Origin of the sequence: Isoptericola sp. b515 (assembly GCF_030588125.1) — a bacterium.
GTDB classification, from domain to species: Bacteria; Actinomycetota; Actinomycetes; order Actinomycetales; family Cellulomonadaceae; genus Isoptericola; species Isoptericola sediminis.
Window position 1 is genome coordinate 422,203 of record NZ_JAUQYR010000001.1, and the last position, 17,010, is coordinate 439,212.

Here is a 17,010-nt window from a genome sequence, read left to right on the forward strand (position 1 = left end):
TCGCGGTGTCAGGCGGTGTCGCTCACGCGGTCACCGGGTCACTCGGCGCCGGCCTGCATCTGCCCGGTGGGCGGCAGGTCCTTGACCGAGACGCCGGACGGGGCGTCCAGCGCCGCCGACGCACCGACCGAGACGGGACCGCGGTCGTGCTCGGACTTGGGGACCCCGCGGAAGGTGAACTCCCCGAGGATGCCCTCGCCCTCGCCGTCGACGACGACCATCTCGCCCTGCTTGAGCTCGCCGAACAGGATCTTCTCGGACAGCGAGTCCTCGATCTCCCGCTGGATCGCCCGCTTGAGCGGCCGCGCACCGAGGACCGGGTCGTAGCCCTTCTCGGCGAGCAGCTTCTTGGCGGCCGTGGTCAGCTCGATCGCCATGTCCTTGTCGCGCAGACGGCGGTCCAGCTTGGCGATCTCGAGGTCGACGATCTCGATGATCTCCTGCTCGGAGAGCTGCGGGAACACGATCATGTCGTCGACACGGTTGAGGAACTCGGGCCGGAAGTGCTGCTTGAGCTCCTCGTTGACCTTGGCCTTCATCCGCTCGTACGAGGTGCCCAGGTCGCCGCCGGCGTTGAAGCCGGTCTGGACGCCCTTGGCGATGTCCCGCGTGCCGAGGTTGGTCGTCATGATGATGACGGTGTTCTTGAAGTCGACCACGCGACCCTGGGAGTCGGTGAGGCGACCGTCCTCGAGCACCTGCAGCAGCGAGTTGAAGATGTCGGCGTGCGCCTTCTCCACCTCGTCGAACAGCACGACGGAGAACGGACGGCGACGGACCTTCTCGGTGAGCTGGCCGCCCTCGTCGTAGCCGACGTAGCCGGGGGGCGAGCCGAACAGCCGCGAGACCGTGTGCTTCTCCGAGAACTCGGACATGTCGAGCTGGATGAGCGCGTCCTCGTCCCCGAAGAGGAACTCGGCGAGCGCCTTGGCCAGCTCGGTCTTCCCGACGCCGGTGGGGCCGGCGAAGATGAACGAGCCACCGGGACGCTTCGGGTCCTTCAGCCCGGCACGCGTGCGGCGGATGGCCTGCGAGAGCGCCTTGATCGCCGCGTCCTGACCGACGACGCGCTTGTGCAGCTCGTCCTCCATGTGCAGGAGCTTGGAGGACTCCTCCTCGGTCAGCTTGACCACCGGGATACCGGTGGACATCGCCAGCACCTCGGCGATCAGCTCGTCGTCGACCTCCGCGACCGTGTCGAGGTCGCCGGACTTCCAGGCCTTCTCCTTCTCGGCGCGCTTCTGCGTGAGCTGCTTCTCGGTGTCACGCAGACCCGCGGCCTTCTCGAAGTCCTGCTCGTCGATCGCCGACTCCTTCTCGCGACGCGCCTCGGAGATCTCCTCGTCGAGCTCCTTGAGCTCCGGCGGGGCGGTCATGCGGCGGATGCGCAGGCGCGCGCCCGCCTCGTCGATGAGGTCGATCGCCTTGTCCGGCAGGTACCGGTCGTTGACGTACCGGTCGGCGAGCTGGGCGGCCGAGACCAGCGCGGAGTCGGTGATGGACACCCGGTGGTGCGCCTCGTACCGGTCACGCAGGCCCTTGAGGATCTCGATGGTGTGCTCGAGGGAGGGCTCGTTGACCTGGATCGGCTGGAAGCGGCGCTCCAGGGCCGGGTCCTTCTCGACGTGCTTGCGGTACTCGTCGAGCGTCGTGGCACCGATGGTCTGCAGCTCGCCGCGGGCCAGCATCGGCTTGAGGATGCTGGCGGCGTCGATCGCGCCCTCGGCGGCGCCGGCCCCGACGAGGGTGTGGATCTCGTCGATGAACAGGATGATGTCGCCGCGGGTGCGGATCTCCTTGAGGACCTTCTTGAGGCGCTCCTCGAAGTCACCGCGGTAGCGCGACCCGGCCACCAGCGCACCGAGGTCGAGGGTGTAGAGCTGCTTGTCCTTCAGCGTCTCGGGGACGTCACCGCGCACGATGTCCGCGGCCAGCCCCTCGACGACGGCCGTCTTGCCGACGCCGGGCTCGCCGATGAGGACCGGGTTGTTCTTGGTGCGGCGGCTCAGCACCTGCATGACCCGCTCGATCTCCGTCGTCCGGCCGATCACCGGGTCGAGCTTGCCCTCGCGGGCCGCCTGGGTGAGGTTGCGGCCGAACTGGTCCAGCACGGCCGAGCCGGACGGCTGGCCCTCCTGGGGGCTCCCGGCGGCGACCGGCTCCTTGCCCTGGTAGCCGGACAGCAGCTGGATGACCTGCTGGCGCACCTTGTTCAGGTCGGCGCCCATCTTCGTCAGCACCTGGGCGGCCACGCCCTCGCCCTCGCGGATGAGGCCGAGGAGGATGTGCTCGGTGCCGATGTAGTTGTGGCCGAGCTGCAGCGCCTCGCGCAGCGACAGCTCCAGCACCTTCTTGGCGCGCGGCGTGAACGGGATGTGCCCGCTGGGGGCCTGCTGGCCCTCGCCGATGATCTCGGTGACCTGTGCGCGGACGCCGTCGAGCGAGATGCCCAGGGACTCGAGCGCCTTGGCCGCCACGCCCTCACCCTCGTGGATGAGGCCGAGGAGGATGTGCTCGGTCCCGATGTAGTTGTGGTTGAGCATCCGCGCCTCTTCCTGGGCGAGGACGACGACCCGACGGGCTCGGTCCGTGAATCTCTCGAACATGTGCTGCTCCTCATGCGGGCGGCATTCCTGCACCCCGTCGGTGTGACGGCGACAGCCTGACCGCTACGACTCTATTCGCTCCCAACTCACCGAACGGCCTCGGAATGCCCGTGTTCGCCAGGGGCGTGACGGCGTGGCCCGTTGCCGGTTCGCGCCGGGCGGGGAAAAGTGAGGGCAAGTGGCCACACGCACCGGGAGGTCCCCATGGACGACGGCGGGCACGACGCCGGGCACGAGAGCGCCGGCCAGGACACCACCCCGAACCCGCAGCACGCCGGTGACGTCGACCCGCGGATGGCGCGTTTCGCCGGGCGGGTCGGCGAGGTCGAGGACCCCCTGACCTGGGGTCTCGACCTGGAGGACGAGGCGCTGACGGGCTGCGAGGACGACACCGACCCGACGTCGGACCGGTTCGTGCGCTCCTACCGCACGTTCGCCGGCGAGTCCCTCGAGGTCGAGACCCTCCGGACGGCGGTGGCCGAGGACGCGGTCGAGGACGTGGTCCGCGCCGCCGCCAGCGGAGCCCTGGCGGCACCCCTGCACGCCGACATCGCGGCGCCCGTCGAGCCGGACGCCGAGCCGGCGCCGCGGCCCGGCCGGGACTTCGCCGACGACTTCGCGGACTACCGCAGCGCGATGCGGGCGATCGTGGCCGAGGTCGACGCGGTCGAGCTGGAGCACGACACGTTCGACGTCGACGGGCACCCGGTCGCCGCCACCGAGGTGCAGGTGCGCGACGTCGTCGCCGTGCACGTCGCGACCCCGGGACGCGGTCTGGTGATCACCGGTCCGGCCGACCTCGTGGACCGCGTGACCGTCGTGACGCGACCGATCCGGTCGCTGCTGCATCCGCCCGAGCGCCGCTGAGCCTCCCTGGCCCGCCGTCGTCGTGCCTGGTCACGACCACCGTCCTACCGTGGGTCCATGGACGGCATCGTGGTCGGGGTCAACGGGTCGGTCGAGGCCGACGAGGCGCTGGACTGGGCGGCGGCGGAGGCGATGTCGGCACGCCTGCCGCTGGTCGTCGTGATGGTCGCCCGCGAGCGGGACGAGGAGTCGCTCGGCGCCGTGCTGGCCGAGCGCGAGGCGGAGGCCGCGGAGATCCTCGGACGCGCCCGCGAGCGCCACGGCGGTGAGCTCGAGGCGGAGGTCCGGGTGGTGCACGGCCCGGAGCCCGAGGCGCTGATGGCGGCGGCCGACGACGCGGAGATGCTGGTGCTCGGCCGACGACGGCGCAACCGCCTGGGTCGCCGGCTGCTGGGCTCGGTCTCGACCACGGTGGTGGAGCACAGCCGGATCCCGGTGACCGTCGTGCGCCGCCCCGAGGACGGCGACCAGAGCGGCCCGGACCAACCCTCGGACAGGCCGCGGGTCGTCGCGGGCGTGGACACCTCCGGCCACTCGGTGGCCGCGCTCGTGCACGCCGCCCGGGTGGCCGCACGCCTGGGGGCGGTGCTGGAACCGGTGTTCGCCTGGCAGATCACGACGCTCGCGCCGCTGCCGGGCTCGTGGGGATGGGCACCCCCGATCGACGACTACGAGCGCTTCGCACGGGAACGCCTGGAGGACGTCATCCGTGCGGTCGAGCTGCCGCTGTCGCCCGACCGGGTCCGGCCACGGGTGGTGCACGGCCAGGCGGCGAAGGTCCTCATCGAGGCCTCGGCCGGTGCCGACCGGATCGTGGTCGGCACGCGCGGCCTCGGCGGGTTCGACCGCCTGGTGCTGGGCTCGACGGCGCGGCAGGTGCTCGACTACGCGAGCAGTCCCGTGACCGTGCTCCACGGCTGAGCCGGCACGCGCCGAGGACACGACGGGGTCACACTGGCCCCATGCCCACCGCGACCACCCCCGCAGGCCTGCTGCTCACCCCCGGTGCCGGTGCGGACCGCGAGCACCCGACCCTGCGCGCCGTCGAGGACCGCCTGGCCGCCCACGACCCACCGCTGCCCGTCGAGCGCGTCGACTTCCCCTACCGCACCGCCGGGAAGCGCGCCCCGGACCGACCTCCCGTCGCGATCGCCCACGTCCGGGCCGAGACCGAGGCACTGGCCGCACGGCTCGGCGTCCCGACGGACCGCCTCTTGCTCGGCGGACGCTCCTACGGCGGCCGGATGTGCTCGATGGCCGTCGCCGAGGGCCTGCCCGCCGCCGGGCTCGTGCTGCTCAGCTACCCGCTGCACCCGCCCGGGAAGCCCGACAAGCTGCGCACGGAGCACTTCGGGGAGCTCGACCTGCCCGTGCTCTTCGTCTCCGGCGACCGCGACCCCTTCGGCAGCCCCGAGGAGCTCGCCGAGCACACCGCGGCGATCCCCGGCCCCGTCACGCGGACGACGCTGCGCGGCGCCCACGACGTCAAGGCCGTCGACGACGTGGCGGACGCCGTGGCGGAGTGGGTCGACTCCCTCTGAGGTCGAGCCACGCCGATCGCCGGCACGAGTGCCGGGAACGACGATTGTTCCCCTAGCATGTGGGTCGCCGTCCGGCGCGAGCCGGTCCCAGCGTCGGAAGGTCCACGTGCGTAGCGCCCACCTCGTCTCCCGTGTCGTCGTGAGCATCGTGCTGGCCGGTGCCGCGGGCGGGATCGGCTCCTCCGCCGTCGCCGCCGACGACGACCTGGACGTCACCACCGACGGCGTCACCTACCGCGACCGCGACCAGCGCGCGCACGAGGACCAGGTCACCTACGCCATCCGCAGCCTGGACGAGTGGCGGTTCGAGTGGCTCACCGAACCGATGTCGATGGGCCGTGCCGGCGAGGTCCCGTTCACCAAGGCGCCCGGCGCCATGCCCGACGGCTACTGCGTCACGTACGTCCGGGTCCCCGGCGTCGGCGAGTTCCGCGAGAGCTCCGGAGGCCAGCGGTGCACCGGCACGTCCACCGCGCGGCCGCCGTCGAGCTCCGACCAGACCACGACGGCGCCCCAGGAGCCGAAGGACGAGCCGGCCCCCGAGCCCGAGCCGACCTCCGCCGAGCCCACGCCGGAGGAGGAGACCCCCTCCCCGACGCCGACCCCGTCGCCCAGCCGGAGCGCGGCGGCGTCGCCGTCGGCCACACCCTCGCCGACCTTCACCAAGACCGGCCCCACGCCGTCGCCGTCGGCCGCCCCGCTCGCCGACGGTCCGGCCGGCGGTGAACCCGGCGACAGCGACCTGTGGAGCGCCCAGGACCGCATCCTGGACGGTGAGACCTGGGCCGCCATCGGGTTGGGTCTGGCCGCGGTCGGCGTCGCGGTCGGTGGCGCCGTGGCCCTGCGGGCGCGGTTCCGCGCCGACTGAGGTCCCTCAGCGACCTCCGGCCGGCTGCTCGGGATAGTCCGCCGGGCGCTTGCCCAGCTCCAGGGCGATCTCCCGCCGGTCCGCCAGCACGCCCTCGCGCTCCTCGTCGCGCTGACGCAGCGCGTCCCGCTGCAGGTCCCGGGACAGGTGGTCCCAGTACAGGACGCCGTCGAGGTGCTGGCACTCGTGGATGAACGCCCGCGCCAGGTAGCCGGTGGCGTCGAGCTGCACGGGGCCTCCGTGCTGGTCGACGCCCCGGACGCTCGCCCCCGCGCGCCGCGCGAGCGGCTCGTAGGCACCGGGCACCGACAGGCAGCCCTCGTCCTCGGTGACCAGCTCCGCGGTGTCGTCGATCTCGAGCACCGGGTTGACCACGTGACCCACGTGGCGGTCACCCCGGTCGTCCGTGAGGTCGTAGACGAAGACGCGCAGGTCGACCCCCACCTGCGGCGCGGCCAGGCCCACACCCTGCGCCACCTCCATCGTCGCGAACAGGTCGTCGACCAGCCGCGCGAGCTCCGGCGTCGAGAACTGCTCGACGCGCCGCGCCGGGCCGTGCAGCACCGGCTCCCCGATCTCGGTGATGCGCAGCGCGCGACCGCGCCGCGCCTCCGGCACCTGGGCCGGGTACGGGTCGACGGGCTCACCGAGCAGGTAGGTGGTGGGGCGCCGACGCCCGAAGGTCCAAGGCATGCCCCCGAGGGTACCCGTGGCCCCCGTGCGCGTCCGGGTGTGCGACGTCGCCCGCGCGGCGTGATCATGGACGCAACGGACGCGGTCGGACGACGCTCGAGCGCGGCGACGGACGGGAGGTTGCGCAGATGGCCGACGACACGCACCAGAGGATCTCGACGTGAGCGACGCGGCGGCGGCACCCGGATCGGACGAGGTGCTGATGGGGCCCGTCGACTACCTCGTCATCGAGTTCCGTGGCGACCGCATGACCGGTGAGGGCTGGCCGATCCTCGTCGACCTCGTCGACCGCGGCGTGATCCGCATCCTGGACCTGGCCTTCCTGCGCAAGGCCGAGGACGGCTCGGTCAGCGGGCTCGCGCTGGAGGACCTCGGGGCGGACGGTGTCGAGCTCGAGGTCTTCGAGGGCGCCCGCTCCGGGCTGCTGGGGGACGACGACCTGGCGGAGGCTGCTGCCGCCCTCGAGCCCGGCAGCGCCGCCGGGGTGCTGCTGTACGAGAACACCTGGGCGGCGCCCTTCGCCGCGGCGATGCGACGCAGCGGCGGCGAGCTGGTCGCCTTCGGCCGCATCCCCCTGGACGTGCTGCTCGACGCCGTGGACGGCGAGGACGCATCGTGACGACCCGACCCCGATCCGAGGAGATCTGACATGCCCGGACTGCTCCGCGGCGTGGCGCGGACGGCGGCCATCGCCGGCACCGCCACCGCCGTCTCGAACCGCGTCTCCCGACGGCAGGCCAACCGGTGGGCGAACCAGGCGTACGCGCAGGAACCACCGCCGCAGTACAGCGCCCCACCGACGCCGCCCCCGGCACCCGCACCGGCTCCGGCCGCCGCCCCGGCGGGCGCGGACGACATGCTCGCCCAGCTCGAACGGCTCGGGAAGCTCCGCGACGCCGGGGTCCTCACCGACGCGGAGTTCGCCCAGCAGAAGGCGAAGATCCTCGCGGGCTGACGTGTCGCGCGGTCAGTGCCGGAACGACTCCGTGTGACTCGGGTCGTGCGGGAGCTTCGTCTCCAGGCTCTCGAGGAAGTCCGTGGACCGTGCGAGGTCGGCGAGGAACATCTCGGCCATGTCGCGTGACAGACCGTTGCGGACCACGACCCGCAGCCCCGCGACGTCGGTGAGGTCTGCCGGCAGGGTGTAGGCGGGGACCTGCCACCCACGCTCGCGCATCTTCGCCGAGACGTCGTACACCGTGTAGTTCGTGACCTCGGGCCTGAGCCGGAAGAAGAAGACCGGCAGCTCCGAGCCGTCGGACAGGAGCTCGTAGGGTCCCATCCCGGCGATCGCCCCCGACAGGAACATTGCGGTGTCCCGTGCTGCCTGCTGGATCTGCCGGTAGCCCTCCCGACCCAGGCGGATGAGGTTGTAGTACTGGGCCACGACCTGCGCACCGGGCCGCGAGAAGTTCAGGGCGAAGGTCGGCATGTCCCCGCCGAGATAGTTGACGTGGAACACGAGGTCCTCCGGGAGGTCCTCCGGCGTGCGCCAGACGATCCAGCCGACCCCGGGGAACACCAGCCCGTATTTGTGCCCCGAGGAGTTGATGGAGCGCACCCGCGGCACGCGGAAGTCCCAGCGCAGGTCCGGGTCGAGGAACGGCGCGACGAACCCGCCGGACGCCGCGTCCACGTGGACCGGGACGTCCGGCCCACCGGAGGCGGCGAGCTCGTCGAGCGCGTTCGCGATCTCCTCCACGGGCTCGTACGACCCGTCGAAGGTGGACCCGAGGATCGCGACGACACCGATGGTGTTCTCGTCGACGAGCTTGACGGCCTCCTCGGCGTTCAGCTGGAGCCGGCCCTCCTCGATCGGTGCGTAGCGCGGCTCGACGTCCCAGTAGCGGCAGAACTTCTCCCACACGACCTGCACGTTGATCCCCATGACGAGGTTGGGCCGGTCCGTCGGCAGCCCGGCGGCACGACGGCGCTCGCGCCACCGCCACTTCAGGGCCAACCCCCCGAGCATGACGGCCTCGCTCGATCCGGTCGTCGACGTGCCCGTCGCCTCCTCACCCTCGGGCGTGTTCCACAGGTTGGCGATCATCCGGACGCAACGGCCCTCGATCGCCGCGGTCTGCGGATACTCGTCCTTGTCGATCATGTTCTTGTCCGAGGTCTCCGCGAACAGCAGCCGGGCCTCGTCGTCCATGTACGTCGTGACGAACGTGGCCAGGTTCTGGCGCGAGTTGCCGTCGAGCATCAGCTCGTCGTGGATCATGCTGTACGCGATCGGCGGATCCATCCCGTCGTCCGGGATCACCTCCGCCGGCATGCCGTGCGTCGCCCGCGGGCGCGCGTAGAGCGGAGCGATCGCGAGCCGCTCGAACTCCTGCAACTCTGAGGACTCGGACGAGTGAAGGGCCATGGAAACCACCATGAACCTTCCCGACCGGGCTCGCACCGGTGCACGTGGTCGAGGGCACGGGTCGAGCACGCGTCGTCGAGCGGGGAGGACGTGAGGTCATGTCGTGGGGTCCGGGTGTCAGTGCCGTCATCATCATCCTCGTCGGGCTCGTCGCGGGCACGATCACGATCGTCGTGCGCCGTACGGCCCCCCGGCTCGGCTCCGTCGAGCCGGCCCCCTGGTCCGCGACCCTCTCCTACGTGGCGACCGCCTACGGCATCGTGATCGGCTTCTCCATCCTCTACCTGTTCGGGGCGTACGCCGGGGCCCGCAGCGCCGTCGGCGACGAGGCGACCTCGATCGGCACCGCCTTCGAGGAGGTGCAACTGTTCGACGAGGCCGCGCCGGACGTGCAGCACGCGCTGATCTGCTACGCCCGGGCGGCGTCGGCCTACGACTGGCCGGCGATGCAGGAGGGCACGTCCGCCCCGGAGGTCGACGACGCCTACGCCGACCTCGTCGCCTCGCTGGGGCAGGCGCAGGAACCTCCGCAGGGAACCTTCGGGCCCGCCACGGCCACCAACGTCCTCGTACAGATCGGGTCCATCTCGACCGCCCGCGAGACCCGCCTCGTCGCGGCCACCACCGTCCTGCCCGTGCTGCTGTGGGCACTGGTGCTGGGAGGTGGGCTGCTCGTCGTCGCGCTGATCTTCGCCGTGACGCTGCCCGCTGCACGACGCACGCAGTCCGTGCTCGTCGGGCTCGCCGCGTCGTTCACCACCGTGCTCGTGCTCCTGGTCGCAGCGTTGAACAGTCCCTTCTCCGCCGGCTCCGGACGGGTGTCCCCGGCGCTGATCGACCAGACGACGGTGTCGATGGAGCAGTCGGCCCCGGATCTCGCCGGACGTCCCTGCCCGGCCTCGGGCGGGTAGCCCTGGTCCCCGGCTCAGTCCTGCAGCGTCCCCCGGCCGCGCTGCCACGGCCACCGCCCGTGCAGCTCGACCATGAGGGACCAGGACAGGAAGGTCCGCACCACTACCAGCAGCCCCAGCGCGGCGACGTTCTGCAAGGTCGGCTCGAGCGTGACCGTCCGGATCACGTCCGCGGCGATCAGCAGGTCCAGTCCGAGCAGCAGGCCCCGGCCCACCGACTGCTTGACGCGCTCGACGGCGTCGCGCACCCCGGCGGTCCGCCACGTCCTGGCCCCGGCGACGAACGCCGCCACGACGGCGACCGTGATGACCGCGATCGCGACGACCTCGATCCAGATGGAGATGTTCTCGGCGAGGCTCCAGTCGCCGATGGCCGGTACCGCCTCCACGTCGTCCATCCGGGCCTCCTCCCGTGGGGTCACCTCGCCGATCAGGTCAGGATCTGGAGCGCGTCCCCGAGCAGGCTGACGCCGAAGACGACCAGGAGCACCGCCATCACCGTGGCGTTGTTCGCGATCAACCACGTCTTGGTGCGGTCGAGCGCGGGGGCGAGCCGTCGTCCCGCGACCAGGTAGCCGAGCACGGGCAGCGTCACCGTCAGCGTGGCCAGGGCGGTGAACACCGCCACCGACGCCACCGTCCCGCCGGTCGACAGCGACAGCGCGCCCAACGAGGCGCCGGCGGCCGCTGCGAGCAGGAGGTTCTTGGGGTTCACCGCCGACAGCGCGACCCCGAGGCCCGCGGCGGCGACGGGGCGGAGCTCGTCGATGCGCGACATCCAGCCCGGGACGGGCGGTTCGTCGTCGGGGCCCGGCCGCCCGGCCCACTGACGGCCGGCCGTCAGCAGCAGGAGCGCACCCAGCACGAGCTTGACCCACCCCGCGGTGGTGCCCGGCTCACCGCTGTCGGTCCCGAGCCCCGGGATCAGCAGGACGAGCGTGACCACGCCCGCGACGCCGACGATCCAGGCGAGCATGAACACGAGGCTGTTCACGCGGGCACGCCTGCTGAAGAGCATGAGGATCACCGCCGCGACCGGCAGCGGGCTGATCGCGATACCGACCGCGTAGCCGATCGTGACGCCGACCGCCTCACCCATGCCGCCCACCTCCGCGTGTCACCGGCGGTCTCACGGTATCCGCACGCCCGGTCCCCCGCAGAGCAGCCCCGGCACCATCCTCTCGACGCCTGGCGACGAGGTCGTTGCTAGCGTGACGTGGATGGACCGGGCAGGGATCGTGCGCGCCGTCTTCGACCAGGGATGGAACGAGCAGCGCTTCGACGCGCTCACCCCGGCGCTCGGGACGTTCGAGCTCCACGTGGGCGGTCAGCACCGGACGACGGACCTTGCCGAGCTCGAGGCGATCGTCGGCGCCTGGCACGAGGCCTTCGCCGACCTCCGGTTTGACGTGCACGCCGTGACCGCCTCCGACGACGTCGCGGCGGTCCACGCGACGCTCCACGGCACGCATCGCGGCGCGTGGCAGGGCCTCGCGCCGACCGGACGCACGATCGACGTCGAGCACATGTTCTTCTTCCGGTTCGACGGTCCGCGCATCACCGACGTGTGGGAGCTGCTCGACCGCCCGGCGCTCGACGCGCAGCTCGGGCGCTGACCGAGCGATGCGCGACCGGGTGCTGGACCTCGTCTTCCTGGTCGGCGTGCTGCTCAAGGGGGTCGACGGCGTCGTCGAGCTGATCGTCGGCGTCGTGCTGCTGATCGTGACGCCGGCCCAGCTCCGCGACGCCGCCGACGCCCTGACCGCGCCCGAGCTCGCCGAGGACCCGCACGACCTGCTCGCACACGTCCTGCTGCGGGGCGTCGAGAACCTCGACGCCGGGACCGCGTCGTTCCTGGCCGCGTACCTGCTGATCCACGGGGTCGTGAAGATCGGCATCGTCGGGGCGCTGGTGCTGGGGACGCGACGGGTCTACCCCTGGGCCGTCGCGGTGCTGCTGGCATTCCTCGGCTACCAGGTCTACGAGCTCGTGGTGCACCCGACCGTCGTCGTCGCCCTGCTGACGGTCTTCGACGCGCTGATCGTCCTGCTGACGTGGCGGGAGTGGCGCGAGGGCCGCACGCTGCGCGAGACCCTGCGCAGCACCACGGACTGGCTCACCGCCCGCGGGTGACCGCGGGTGATGACGCCCCGGCGACGTCTACCGCGCCCTTTGGACGAAGAACAGAAAGCCGAAGAACGGCGGTGTTGAACAGACCCGAGGTGTTCGTCTCCTGGTACTCCCGCGCGAACCCGTCGTCGTGGTCTGCCTGCATGGGTGCCTCCGTCAGCGACCCGACAACCAGGGAAGACGCCACCGTAGCGCGCGGACGACGAGGCTCACCCGCGCGTCCTCACCCCTCCACGACCTCTCCACCGGACACAGGTCGCGTGGCCCGAGAAGGTGCGGGCCGGGCGGATCGCGGTGACGCTGGCCGTGGCCGTCGGAGGAGGACGACATGATCGAGAGGATCGCCCGCAGCGACGACGCGGTGCTCGGCTACCGGGTCGTCGGGGACGTCACCCGCGAGGACTACGAGGAGCTCGTGCCGGCGGTGCAGGCCGTCGTCGACGAGCACGGCAGAGCGCGGCTGCTGCTGGACCTGACCGACTTCCGGTGGGAGAAGGCCGAGGCCTGGGGTGCCGACCTCCGGTTCGGTGAGCACTTCCGGCACGTCATCGAGCGGATGGCCGTCGTCGGGGATCACGGCTGGGAGAAGTGGCTCGCGCGTCTCGCCGAACCGTTCTACGCGCAGGACGCACAGTTCTTCACGGACCAGGACGCCGCCTGGGACTGGGTCGCCGAGTAGGACGCCGACGAGCGCTGCCTGGCCGGAGCGGGTCGCCGGCTCAGTCCGGCGGTGCGGCGGACACGTCGACGCACACGGTCGCGGTGTTGCCGTCCTGGTCGGCGACCACGGTGATCCCCGGGGCGTCGCTGTCGTCGACGACGGTCCCGCCCACGGCGACGGCGGCGGCGACCCGCTGCTCGGCCACCTCGGGTGCCACGTAGACCTCGACGTGCAACCGCTGCCCCGCGGTCTCCTGCTCGCCAGAGCTCCCGAACCACAGGTTCGGCACCCGTCCCGTGGCGTCCCGGACCTCGTCGCTGGGAGATCCGTGGCCCTGCGCCTCCGCGTCCCCGGTCAGCAGGGCGGCCCACACCGGGGCGATGGTCCCGGAACGGGCGGTGTCGAGGCCGAGCTCGATGACACCGACCGCGGTGGGGTGGGCATCGACCCCGTGCTCGGCGGCGATCTCGGAGATCCGTCGGGCGAGGTCGACGTCGCGCTGGGTCACCCACTGGACGACGTGCTCGGTGCCCTCGTCGTCGCGGAAAACGGCGTCGTCGCTCATCAACCGGAGGTCGACGTGCCCCGCGCCGATCGACACGCTCAGGTGGTCACCGATCGGGTCGCCCACCGCGCCCAGCGCGACGACGAAGCGCACGCCGGTGTCGAAGTCGGCGGTCAGGTAGCGGGCGTGCAGCCCCTGAGCCAGCTTGCGCCAGTCGGTCAAACCGGCCCGGGCGATCTCGTCACCCGTGAGCATGTCCATGCCCAGCGACGATATCGACGGTGTCGCCCGGTCGCCCGCCGTCACCAGGAACCGGCAACCCCGGGACGGCACCACGACCGGGAGTCGCGGGGGGTCGAGGAGCTCCTACGCCGTCATCAGGTCGACGGTGAGATCGCCGACGGACGGACGACCATCGTCGTGCAGGTGGAGGGTCACGGCGGTATACAAGCCGAAGGACCGGCCCTGGGCCGGCACGACGTCGACCGCCGCGCCCTCGCGTCCGGCCGTCACGCGACGGGAGCACCTCGAAGGAGAGGGTGGCCGTGAAGAAGCTCGCCAAGGCAGTCCGCGCCGACGACATCGAGCTGGTCCGGCGACTGCTCGACCAGGGTGAGGACGTCAACCAGCAGGACCGCATGACCCATGCGACGCCGCTGCACCTGGCCACGGTCACCCGCGACCCCGACATGGTCCGGCTGCTCCTCGACCGGGGCGCCGACGTCACGGCCGAGGCGAAGCTGATCGGCACCCCGCTCCACTGCGCCGAGGATGCCCGGACCGTCCGAGCCCTCGTTCGGGCCGGCGCGGATGTGGACGTCCGCACGAGCAAGGGCCGCACGCCGCTGCACGACGCCGCCGAGGGTGGCCGTGCGGAGGTGGTCTCCACACTCGTCGAGCTCGGAGCGGACGTCAACGCGTTGTCGGAGAAGCGCATGAGCCCCCACGACGTGGCGCGGCAGGCGGCGGAGATCAGGCCGGAGAGCGCGCGGGAACCGTTCCACGAGGTCGTCCGTCTCCTCGAAGCCGCCGGTGGCGAGCCTCGCCGGGACACCATCCGTGAGAGCGGCGCTCACACCAAGGAGGAGATCGAGCGGCGCAAGGCCCTCACGAGTCTGCGCGACGAGCTGGGGGTGGCCGTCCAGCAGGGCAGGGTCGACGAGGTGTCCCAGCTCGTCATGGACGACCGCTTCGCCGAGGTCGCCCGGGACGACGACCACGGCATCGACTGGCTCCTCGGCCTGGCGCTCGCGGGTGACACCGGACGGGCGCGTGCCACCGACGTCATCCCGTTCGTCTACGCCATGGCCGGACGCCGTATGACAGCCGACCAGGCGCGGATCGCCCTGCGCCTGGTCGAGCTGGGCGCCGACGTGAATCGCCGCTACGAACTGGCGCTGAACTCTCAGGGCAGCGCGGACATCTGGAGCCCCGTCCAGTACCCGCCGATCACCGTCGAGACCTGGGGCCACGGCACGTTGATCGGCCAGGCTCTTGCCGTGCACCCCTTCAGCAAGTCCCGCACCGGGCCGACGCCGCTGTTCCTGGCAGTGGTCAACGACTCGCCCGAGCTCGTCGACGCCATGATCGCGGCGGGGGCCGACCCGGACGTGCGCACGAGCTTCGACGAGACGCCGTTGCACTGGGCCGTGCTGTTCGTCGCCCCCCGGGCTGCCGAACGCCTGCTCGAAGCCGGCGCCGACGTCAATGCCCGCACGACGGGCAAGCAGACGCCGTGGACGTGGGCCCAGCGCCGGCGGCACAAGAAGGCCCGTGAGGGTACGGCCGAGATCACGAGGCTGCTCGAGGCCCACGGTGGTCATGCCTGAGCTGCGGGGCGATGCACGCACGGAGAACGACGAAGCCCCAGGCGGGGCGCTTGGCCTGACCTGGGGCTTCGGAGGGAGCCGCCTGTCGGAATCGAACCGACGACCTATTCATTACGAGTGAATCGCTCTACCGACTGAGCTAAGGCGGCGTGCCGTGCACGACCGGGACAGGTCCCGATCAGCGGGCGAGGCAACACTACCCGACGGTCAGGCCGGACTCCAAAGCGATCCGTGGAGCGACGTCGTCGGGTCGGTCACACTCTATGAACGGCCCGACGCACGCCGTCCTGACTCGCGGCAGACCGCCCTGACTCGCGGCAGGCCACGCTGACTCGGCGCGGAGTGTGCTGACTCGCGGGGAACGATCCTGACCCGCGGAAGATCGTCCTGACTCGCGGGGAACGATCCTGACTCGCGAGGAGTCGGGTCAGCAGGTGAGGCCGTCCTCGGGCACCGTGCCCTCGATGAGGTAGTTCTCCACGGCGTCGGCGATGCAGTCGTTCGACCGGCCGTAGGCGGTGTGCCCCTCGCCCTCGTAGGTGACCAGCACCCCCGAGTCGAGCGCGTCGGCCATCCCCTCGGACCACACGTACGGCGTCGCCGGGTCGTTGGTGGTGCCGATGACGACGATCGGGTCGGCCCCGGGCGCCGCGACGTCGTACTCCTGCTCGGCCGGCGGGTAGGGCCAGTCGGCGCAGGAGAGGCCGCCGTACCCGAAGAAGGAGCCCATCGTCGGGGCGGCCTCCTCGATCTCCTTCGCCTCGGCACGCATCGTCTCGACGTCCGTCGCACCCGCGCTGTCCAGGCAGTTGATCGCCGTGAACGCCTCGGTGGAGTTGGTCGCGAAGGACCCGTCGGCGTTCCGGTCGTTGTAGAAGTCCGCCAGGTACAGCAGCGTGTCCCCGGTGCCGGCGTTGATCGCCTCGTCGAGGGCCTGGGTGAGCACCGGCCAGCTCTGCTCGGCGTACAGCGTGACCGCGACCCCGTAGAACGCGAGCGTCTGGGTGACGTCGCGGTCCCCGCTGGTCGGATACGGGTTGTCGTAGGCGCGGTCGAGGACGTCGCGCACCTGCTGCATGCCCTCGTCGACCGACCCGGTCAGCGGGCAGTCCGCGCCCGCCTGGCAGTCGGTGACGTAGGCGCGCAGCGCGTTCTCGAACCCGACCGCCTGCCCGGCGGAGATCTCGTCGGCGTCGAGGGTCGGGTCGATCGCGCCGTCCAGGACCAGTCGGCCGACGCGGTCGGGGAACAGCCCCGCGTAGGTCGCACCCAGGCTCGTGCCGTAGGAGAACCCGAGGTAGTGAAGCTGGTCGTCGCCGAGCACCGCGCGCAGCAGGTCCATGTCCTTCGCGGCGCTCTGGGTGTCGACCTCGCCGAGCAGCTCCCCGGTGTTCTGCTCGCACGCCTCGGCCCAGGCGGCGGCCGACTCCCGCGCGTCCTCGAGACCGGCGTCGGTGGTCAGGTCGTAGTCCTCGCTGAGGTACTCGTCCTTCTTGGCGTCGTCGAAGCAGGTGACCGCCGTCGAGTCCTGGACCCCGCGCGGGTCGAAGCCGACGATGTCGAACGACTCGCGCAGCGGCTCCCCGAACGAGCCGTTCTCCACGAAGTCGGTCCCCGACCCGCCGGGTCCACCGGGGTTGACCAGCAGGGAGCCGACCTTCTCCCCCGTGGCCCGCGTGCGCACGAGCTCCAGCTCGATGCTGCCGGCCTCGGGGTCGTCCCAGGACAGCGGCGCCGTCGCCGTCGCGCACTCGAACCCGCCACGGCAGCCGGACCACTCCAGGTCCTGGGCGTAGAAGTCCTCGAAACCCTCCGGGCCGCCGGCCACGGGGTCGGAGCCCGCCTCGACGGTCGCCTCGCCCACCGGGGTCGCGGTCTTGGCCGGCGCGTCGGCCGTGCAGCCGGCGAGCGCCAGCGCGGCGGCGGTCACCCCTGCCAGCACGCCGGTCCGTCGGCCGGCGGGGACGTCGGGGTACGGGCGGGGGTGGCGGGCGGGGAACTTCACCCGGACAACCTACCGGCCGCGTC

The 17,010-nt window shown here is 71.8% G+C and carries 18 protein-coding genes and 1 tRNA gene; 11 read left to right on the plus strand and 8 right to left on the minus strand.

The genetic code is table 11. The features are described 5' to 3' along the window. Nucleotides 1–38: 38 nt before the first annotated feature. A complete protein-coding gene (locus tag Q6350_RS01955; protein ID WP_171246465.1) occupies nt 39–2,606 on the minus strand; it encodes an ATP-dependent Clp protease ATP-binding subunit in 2,568 nt (855 codons plus the stop codon). A gap of 204 nt (nt 2,607–2,810) precedes the next feature. Between Q6350_RS01955 and Q6350_RS01960 the strand changes: the two genes are divergently transcribed. The 4 genes from Q6350_RS01960 (at nt 2,811) to Q6350_RS01975 (ending at nt 5,882) form a co-directional block, all read left to right on the plus strand. Beyond that, nucleotides 2,811–3,473, plus strand: coding sequence for a hypothetical protein (locus tag Q6350_RS01960; RefSeq protein ID WP_304606709.1), 663 nt, complete (start codon nt 2,811–2,813; stop codon nt 3,471–3,473). Between the two features lie 57 nt (nt 3,474–3,530). Then, the gene (locus tag Q6350_RS01965; RefSeq protein WP_304606708.1) at nt 3,531–4,394 is read left to right on the plus strand and encodes a universal stress protein; all 864 of its coding nucleotides are present in this window, start codon (nt 3,531–3,533) and stop codon (nt 4,392–4,394) included. Between the two features lie 41 nt (nt 4,395–4,435). After that, on the plus strand, nt 4,436–5,014 hold the full coding sequence (locus tag Q6350_RS01970; protein WP_305064907.1) for an alpha/beta family hydrolase: 579 nt from the start codon (nt 4,436–4,438) through the stop codon (nt 5,012–5,014). Between the two features lie 106 nt (nt 5,015–5,120). Further along, a complete protein-coding gene (locus Q6350_RS01975) occupies nt 5,121–5,882 on the plus strand; it encodes a hypothetical protein (RefSeq protein ID WP_305064909.1) in 762 nt (253 codons plus the stop codon). A 6-nt stretch (nt 5,883–5,888) separates the two neighbouring features. On the opposite strand, the gene def is transcribed toward Q6350_RS01975, so the two are convergent. Then, nucleotides 5,889–6,575, minus strand: coding sequence for a peptide deformylase (gene def / locus Q6350_RS01980; protein ID WP_304602627.1), 687 nt, complete (start codon nt 6,573–6,575; stop codon nt 5,889–5,891). A gap of 160 nt (nt 6,576–6,735) precedes the next feature. On the opposite strand from def, the gene Q6350_RS01985 reads away from it, so the two are divergent. After that, nucleotides 6,736–7,194, plus strand: coding sequence for a DUF6325 family protein (locus Q6350_RS01985; protein ID WP_304602628.1), 459 nt, complete (start codon nt 6,736–6,738; stop codon nt 7,192–7,194). A 30-nt stretch (nt 7,195–7,224) separates the two neighbouring features. Further along, nucleotides 7,225–7,530, plus strand: a complete 306-nt coding sequence (locus Q6350_RS01990) for an SHOCT domain-containing protein (protein ID WP_304602629.1) — start codon at nt 7,225–7,227, stop codon at nt 7,528–7,530. Between the two features lie 12 nt (nt 7,531–7,542). Here Q6350_RS01990 and Q6350_RS01995 read toward each other — a convergent pair whose 3' ends face one another. Then, nucleotides 7,543–8,946 (minus strand): glutamate decarboxylase, encoded by a 1,404-nt coding sequence (locus Q6350_RS01995; RefSeq protein WP_304602630.1) that lies wholly within the window; start codon nt 8,944–8,946, stop codon nt 7,543–7,545. A gap of 98 nt (nt 8,947–9,044) precedes the next feature. On the opposite strand from Q6350_RS01995, the gene Q6350_RS02000 reads away from it, so the two are divergent. Beyond that, a complete protein-coding gene (locus Q6350_RS02000; RefSeq protein ID WP_304602631.1) occupies nt 9,045–9,857 on the plus strand; it encodes a DUF4239 domain-containing protein in 813 nt (270 codons plus the stop codon). Between the two features lie 14 nt (nt 9,858–9,871). Here the strand turns inward: Q6350_RS02000 and Q6350_RS02005 are convergent, their stop codons facing one another. Further along, on the minus strand, nt 9,872–10,255 hold the full coding sequence (locus Q6350_RS02005; protein WP_304602632.1) for a DUF1622 domain-containing protein: 384 nt from the start codon (nt 10,253–10,255) through the stop codon (nt 9,872–9,874). 32 nt (nt 10,256–10,287) lie between these two features. Next, nucleotides 10,288–10,956 carry a GAP family protein gene (locus Q6350_RS02010; RefSeq protein WP_304602633.1) on the minus strand — a complete coding sequence of 223 codons (669 nt, stop codon included), beginning with the start codon at nt 10,954–10,956 and terminating at the stop codon, nt 10,288–10,290. Nucleotides 10,957–11,077: 121 nt separating this feature from the next. Here Q6350_RS02010 and Q6350_RS02015 point away from each other — a divergent pair, with 121 nt between their 5' ends. The 3 genes from Q6350_RS02015 (at nt 11,078) to Q6350_RS02025 (ending at nt 12,666) form a co-directional block, all read left to right on the plus strand. Further along, nucleotides 11,078–11,473 carry an ester cyclase gene (locus tag Q6350_RS02015; RefSeq protein ID WP_304606701.1) on the plus strand — a complete coding sequence of 132 codons (396 nt, stop codon included), beginning with the start codon at nt 11,078–11,080 and terminating at the stop codon, nt 11,471–11,473. 19 nt (nt 11,474–11,492) lie between these two features. Continuing rightward, on the plus strand, nt 11,493–11,990 hold the full coding sequence (locus tag Q6350_RS02020; protein WP_305064912.1) for a DUF2127 domain-containing protein: 498 nt from the start codon (nt 11,493–11,495) through the stop codon (nt 11,988–11,990). A 325-nt stretch (nt 11,991–12,315) separates the two neighbouring features. Beyond that, nucleotides 12,316–12,666 (plus strand): STAS/SEC14 domain-containing protein, encoded by a 351-nt coding sequence (locus Q6350_RS02025; protein WP_304602636.1) that lies wholly within the window; start codon nt 12,316–12,318, stop codon nt 12,664–12,666. Between the two features lie 40 nt (nt 12,667–12,706). Here the strand turns inward: Q6350_RS02025 and Q6350_RS02030 are convergent, their stop codons facing one another. Next, nucleotides 12,707–13,414 (minus strand): VOC family protein, encoded by a 708-nt coding sequence (locus tag Q6350_RS02030; RefSeq protein WP_305064914.1) that lies wholly within the window; start codon nt 13,412–13,414, stop codon nt 12,707–12,709. A gap of 284 nt (nt 13,415–13,698) precedes the next feature. Between Q6350_RS02030 and Q6350_RS02035 the strand changes: the two genes are divergently transcribed. Next, entirely contained in the window at nt 13,699–14,982 is a 1,284-nt protein-coding gene (locus Q6350_RS02035) for an ankyrin repeat domain-containing protein (protein ID WP_304602638.1), read from the plus strand. A 76-nt stretch (nt 14,983–15,058) separates the two neighbouring features. Here the strand turns inward: Q6350_RS02035 and Q6350_RS02040 are convergent. Next, nucleotides 15,059–15,131: transfer RNA gene (locus Q6350_RS02040), tRNA-Thr, on the minus strand. Between the two features lie 278 nt (nt 15,132–15,409). Then, nucleotides 15,410–16,987, minus strand: coding sequence for an alpha/beta hydrolase (locus Q6350_RS02045; RefSeq protein WP_304602639.1), 1,578 nt, complete (start codon nt 16,985–16,987; stop codon nt 15,410–15,412). Nucleotides 16,988–17,010: the final 23 nt, after the last annotated feature.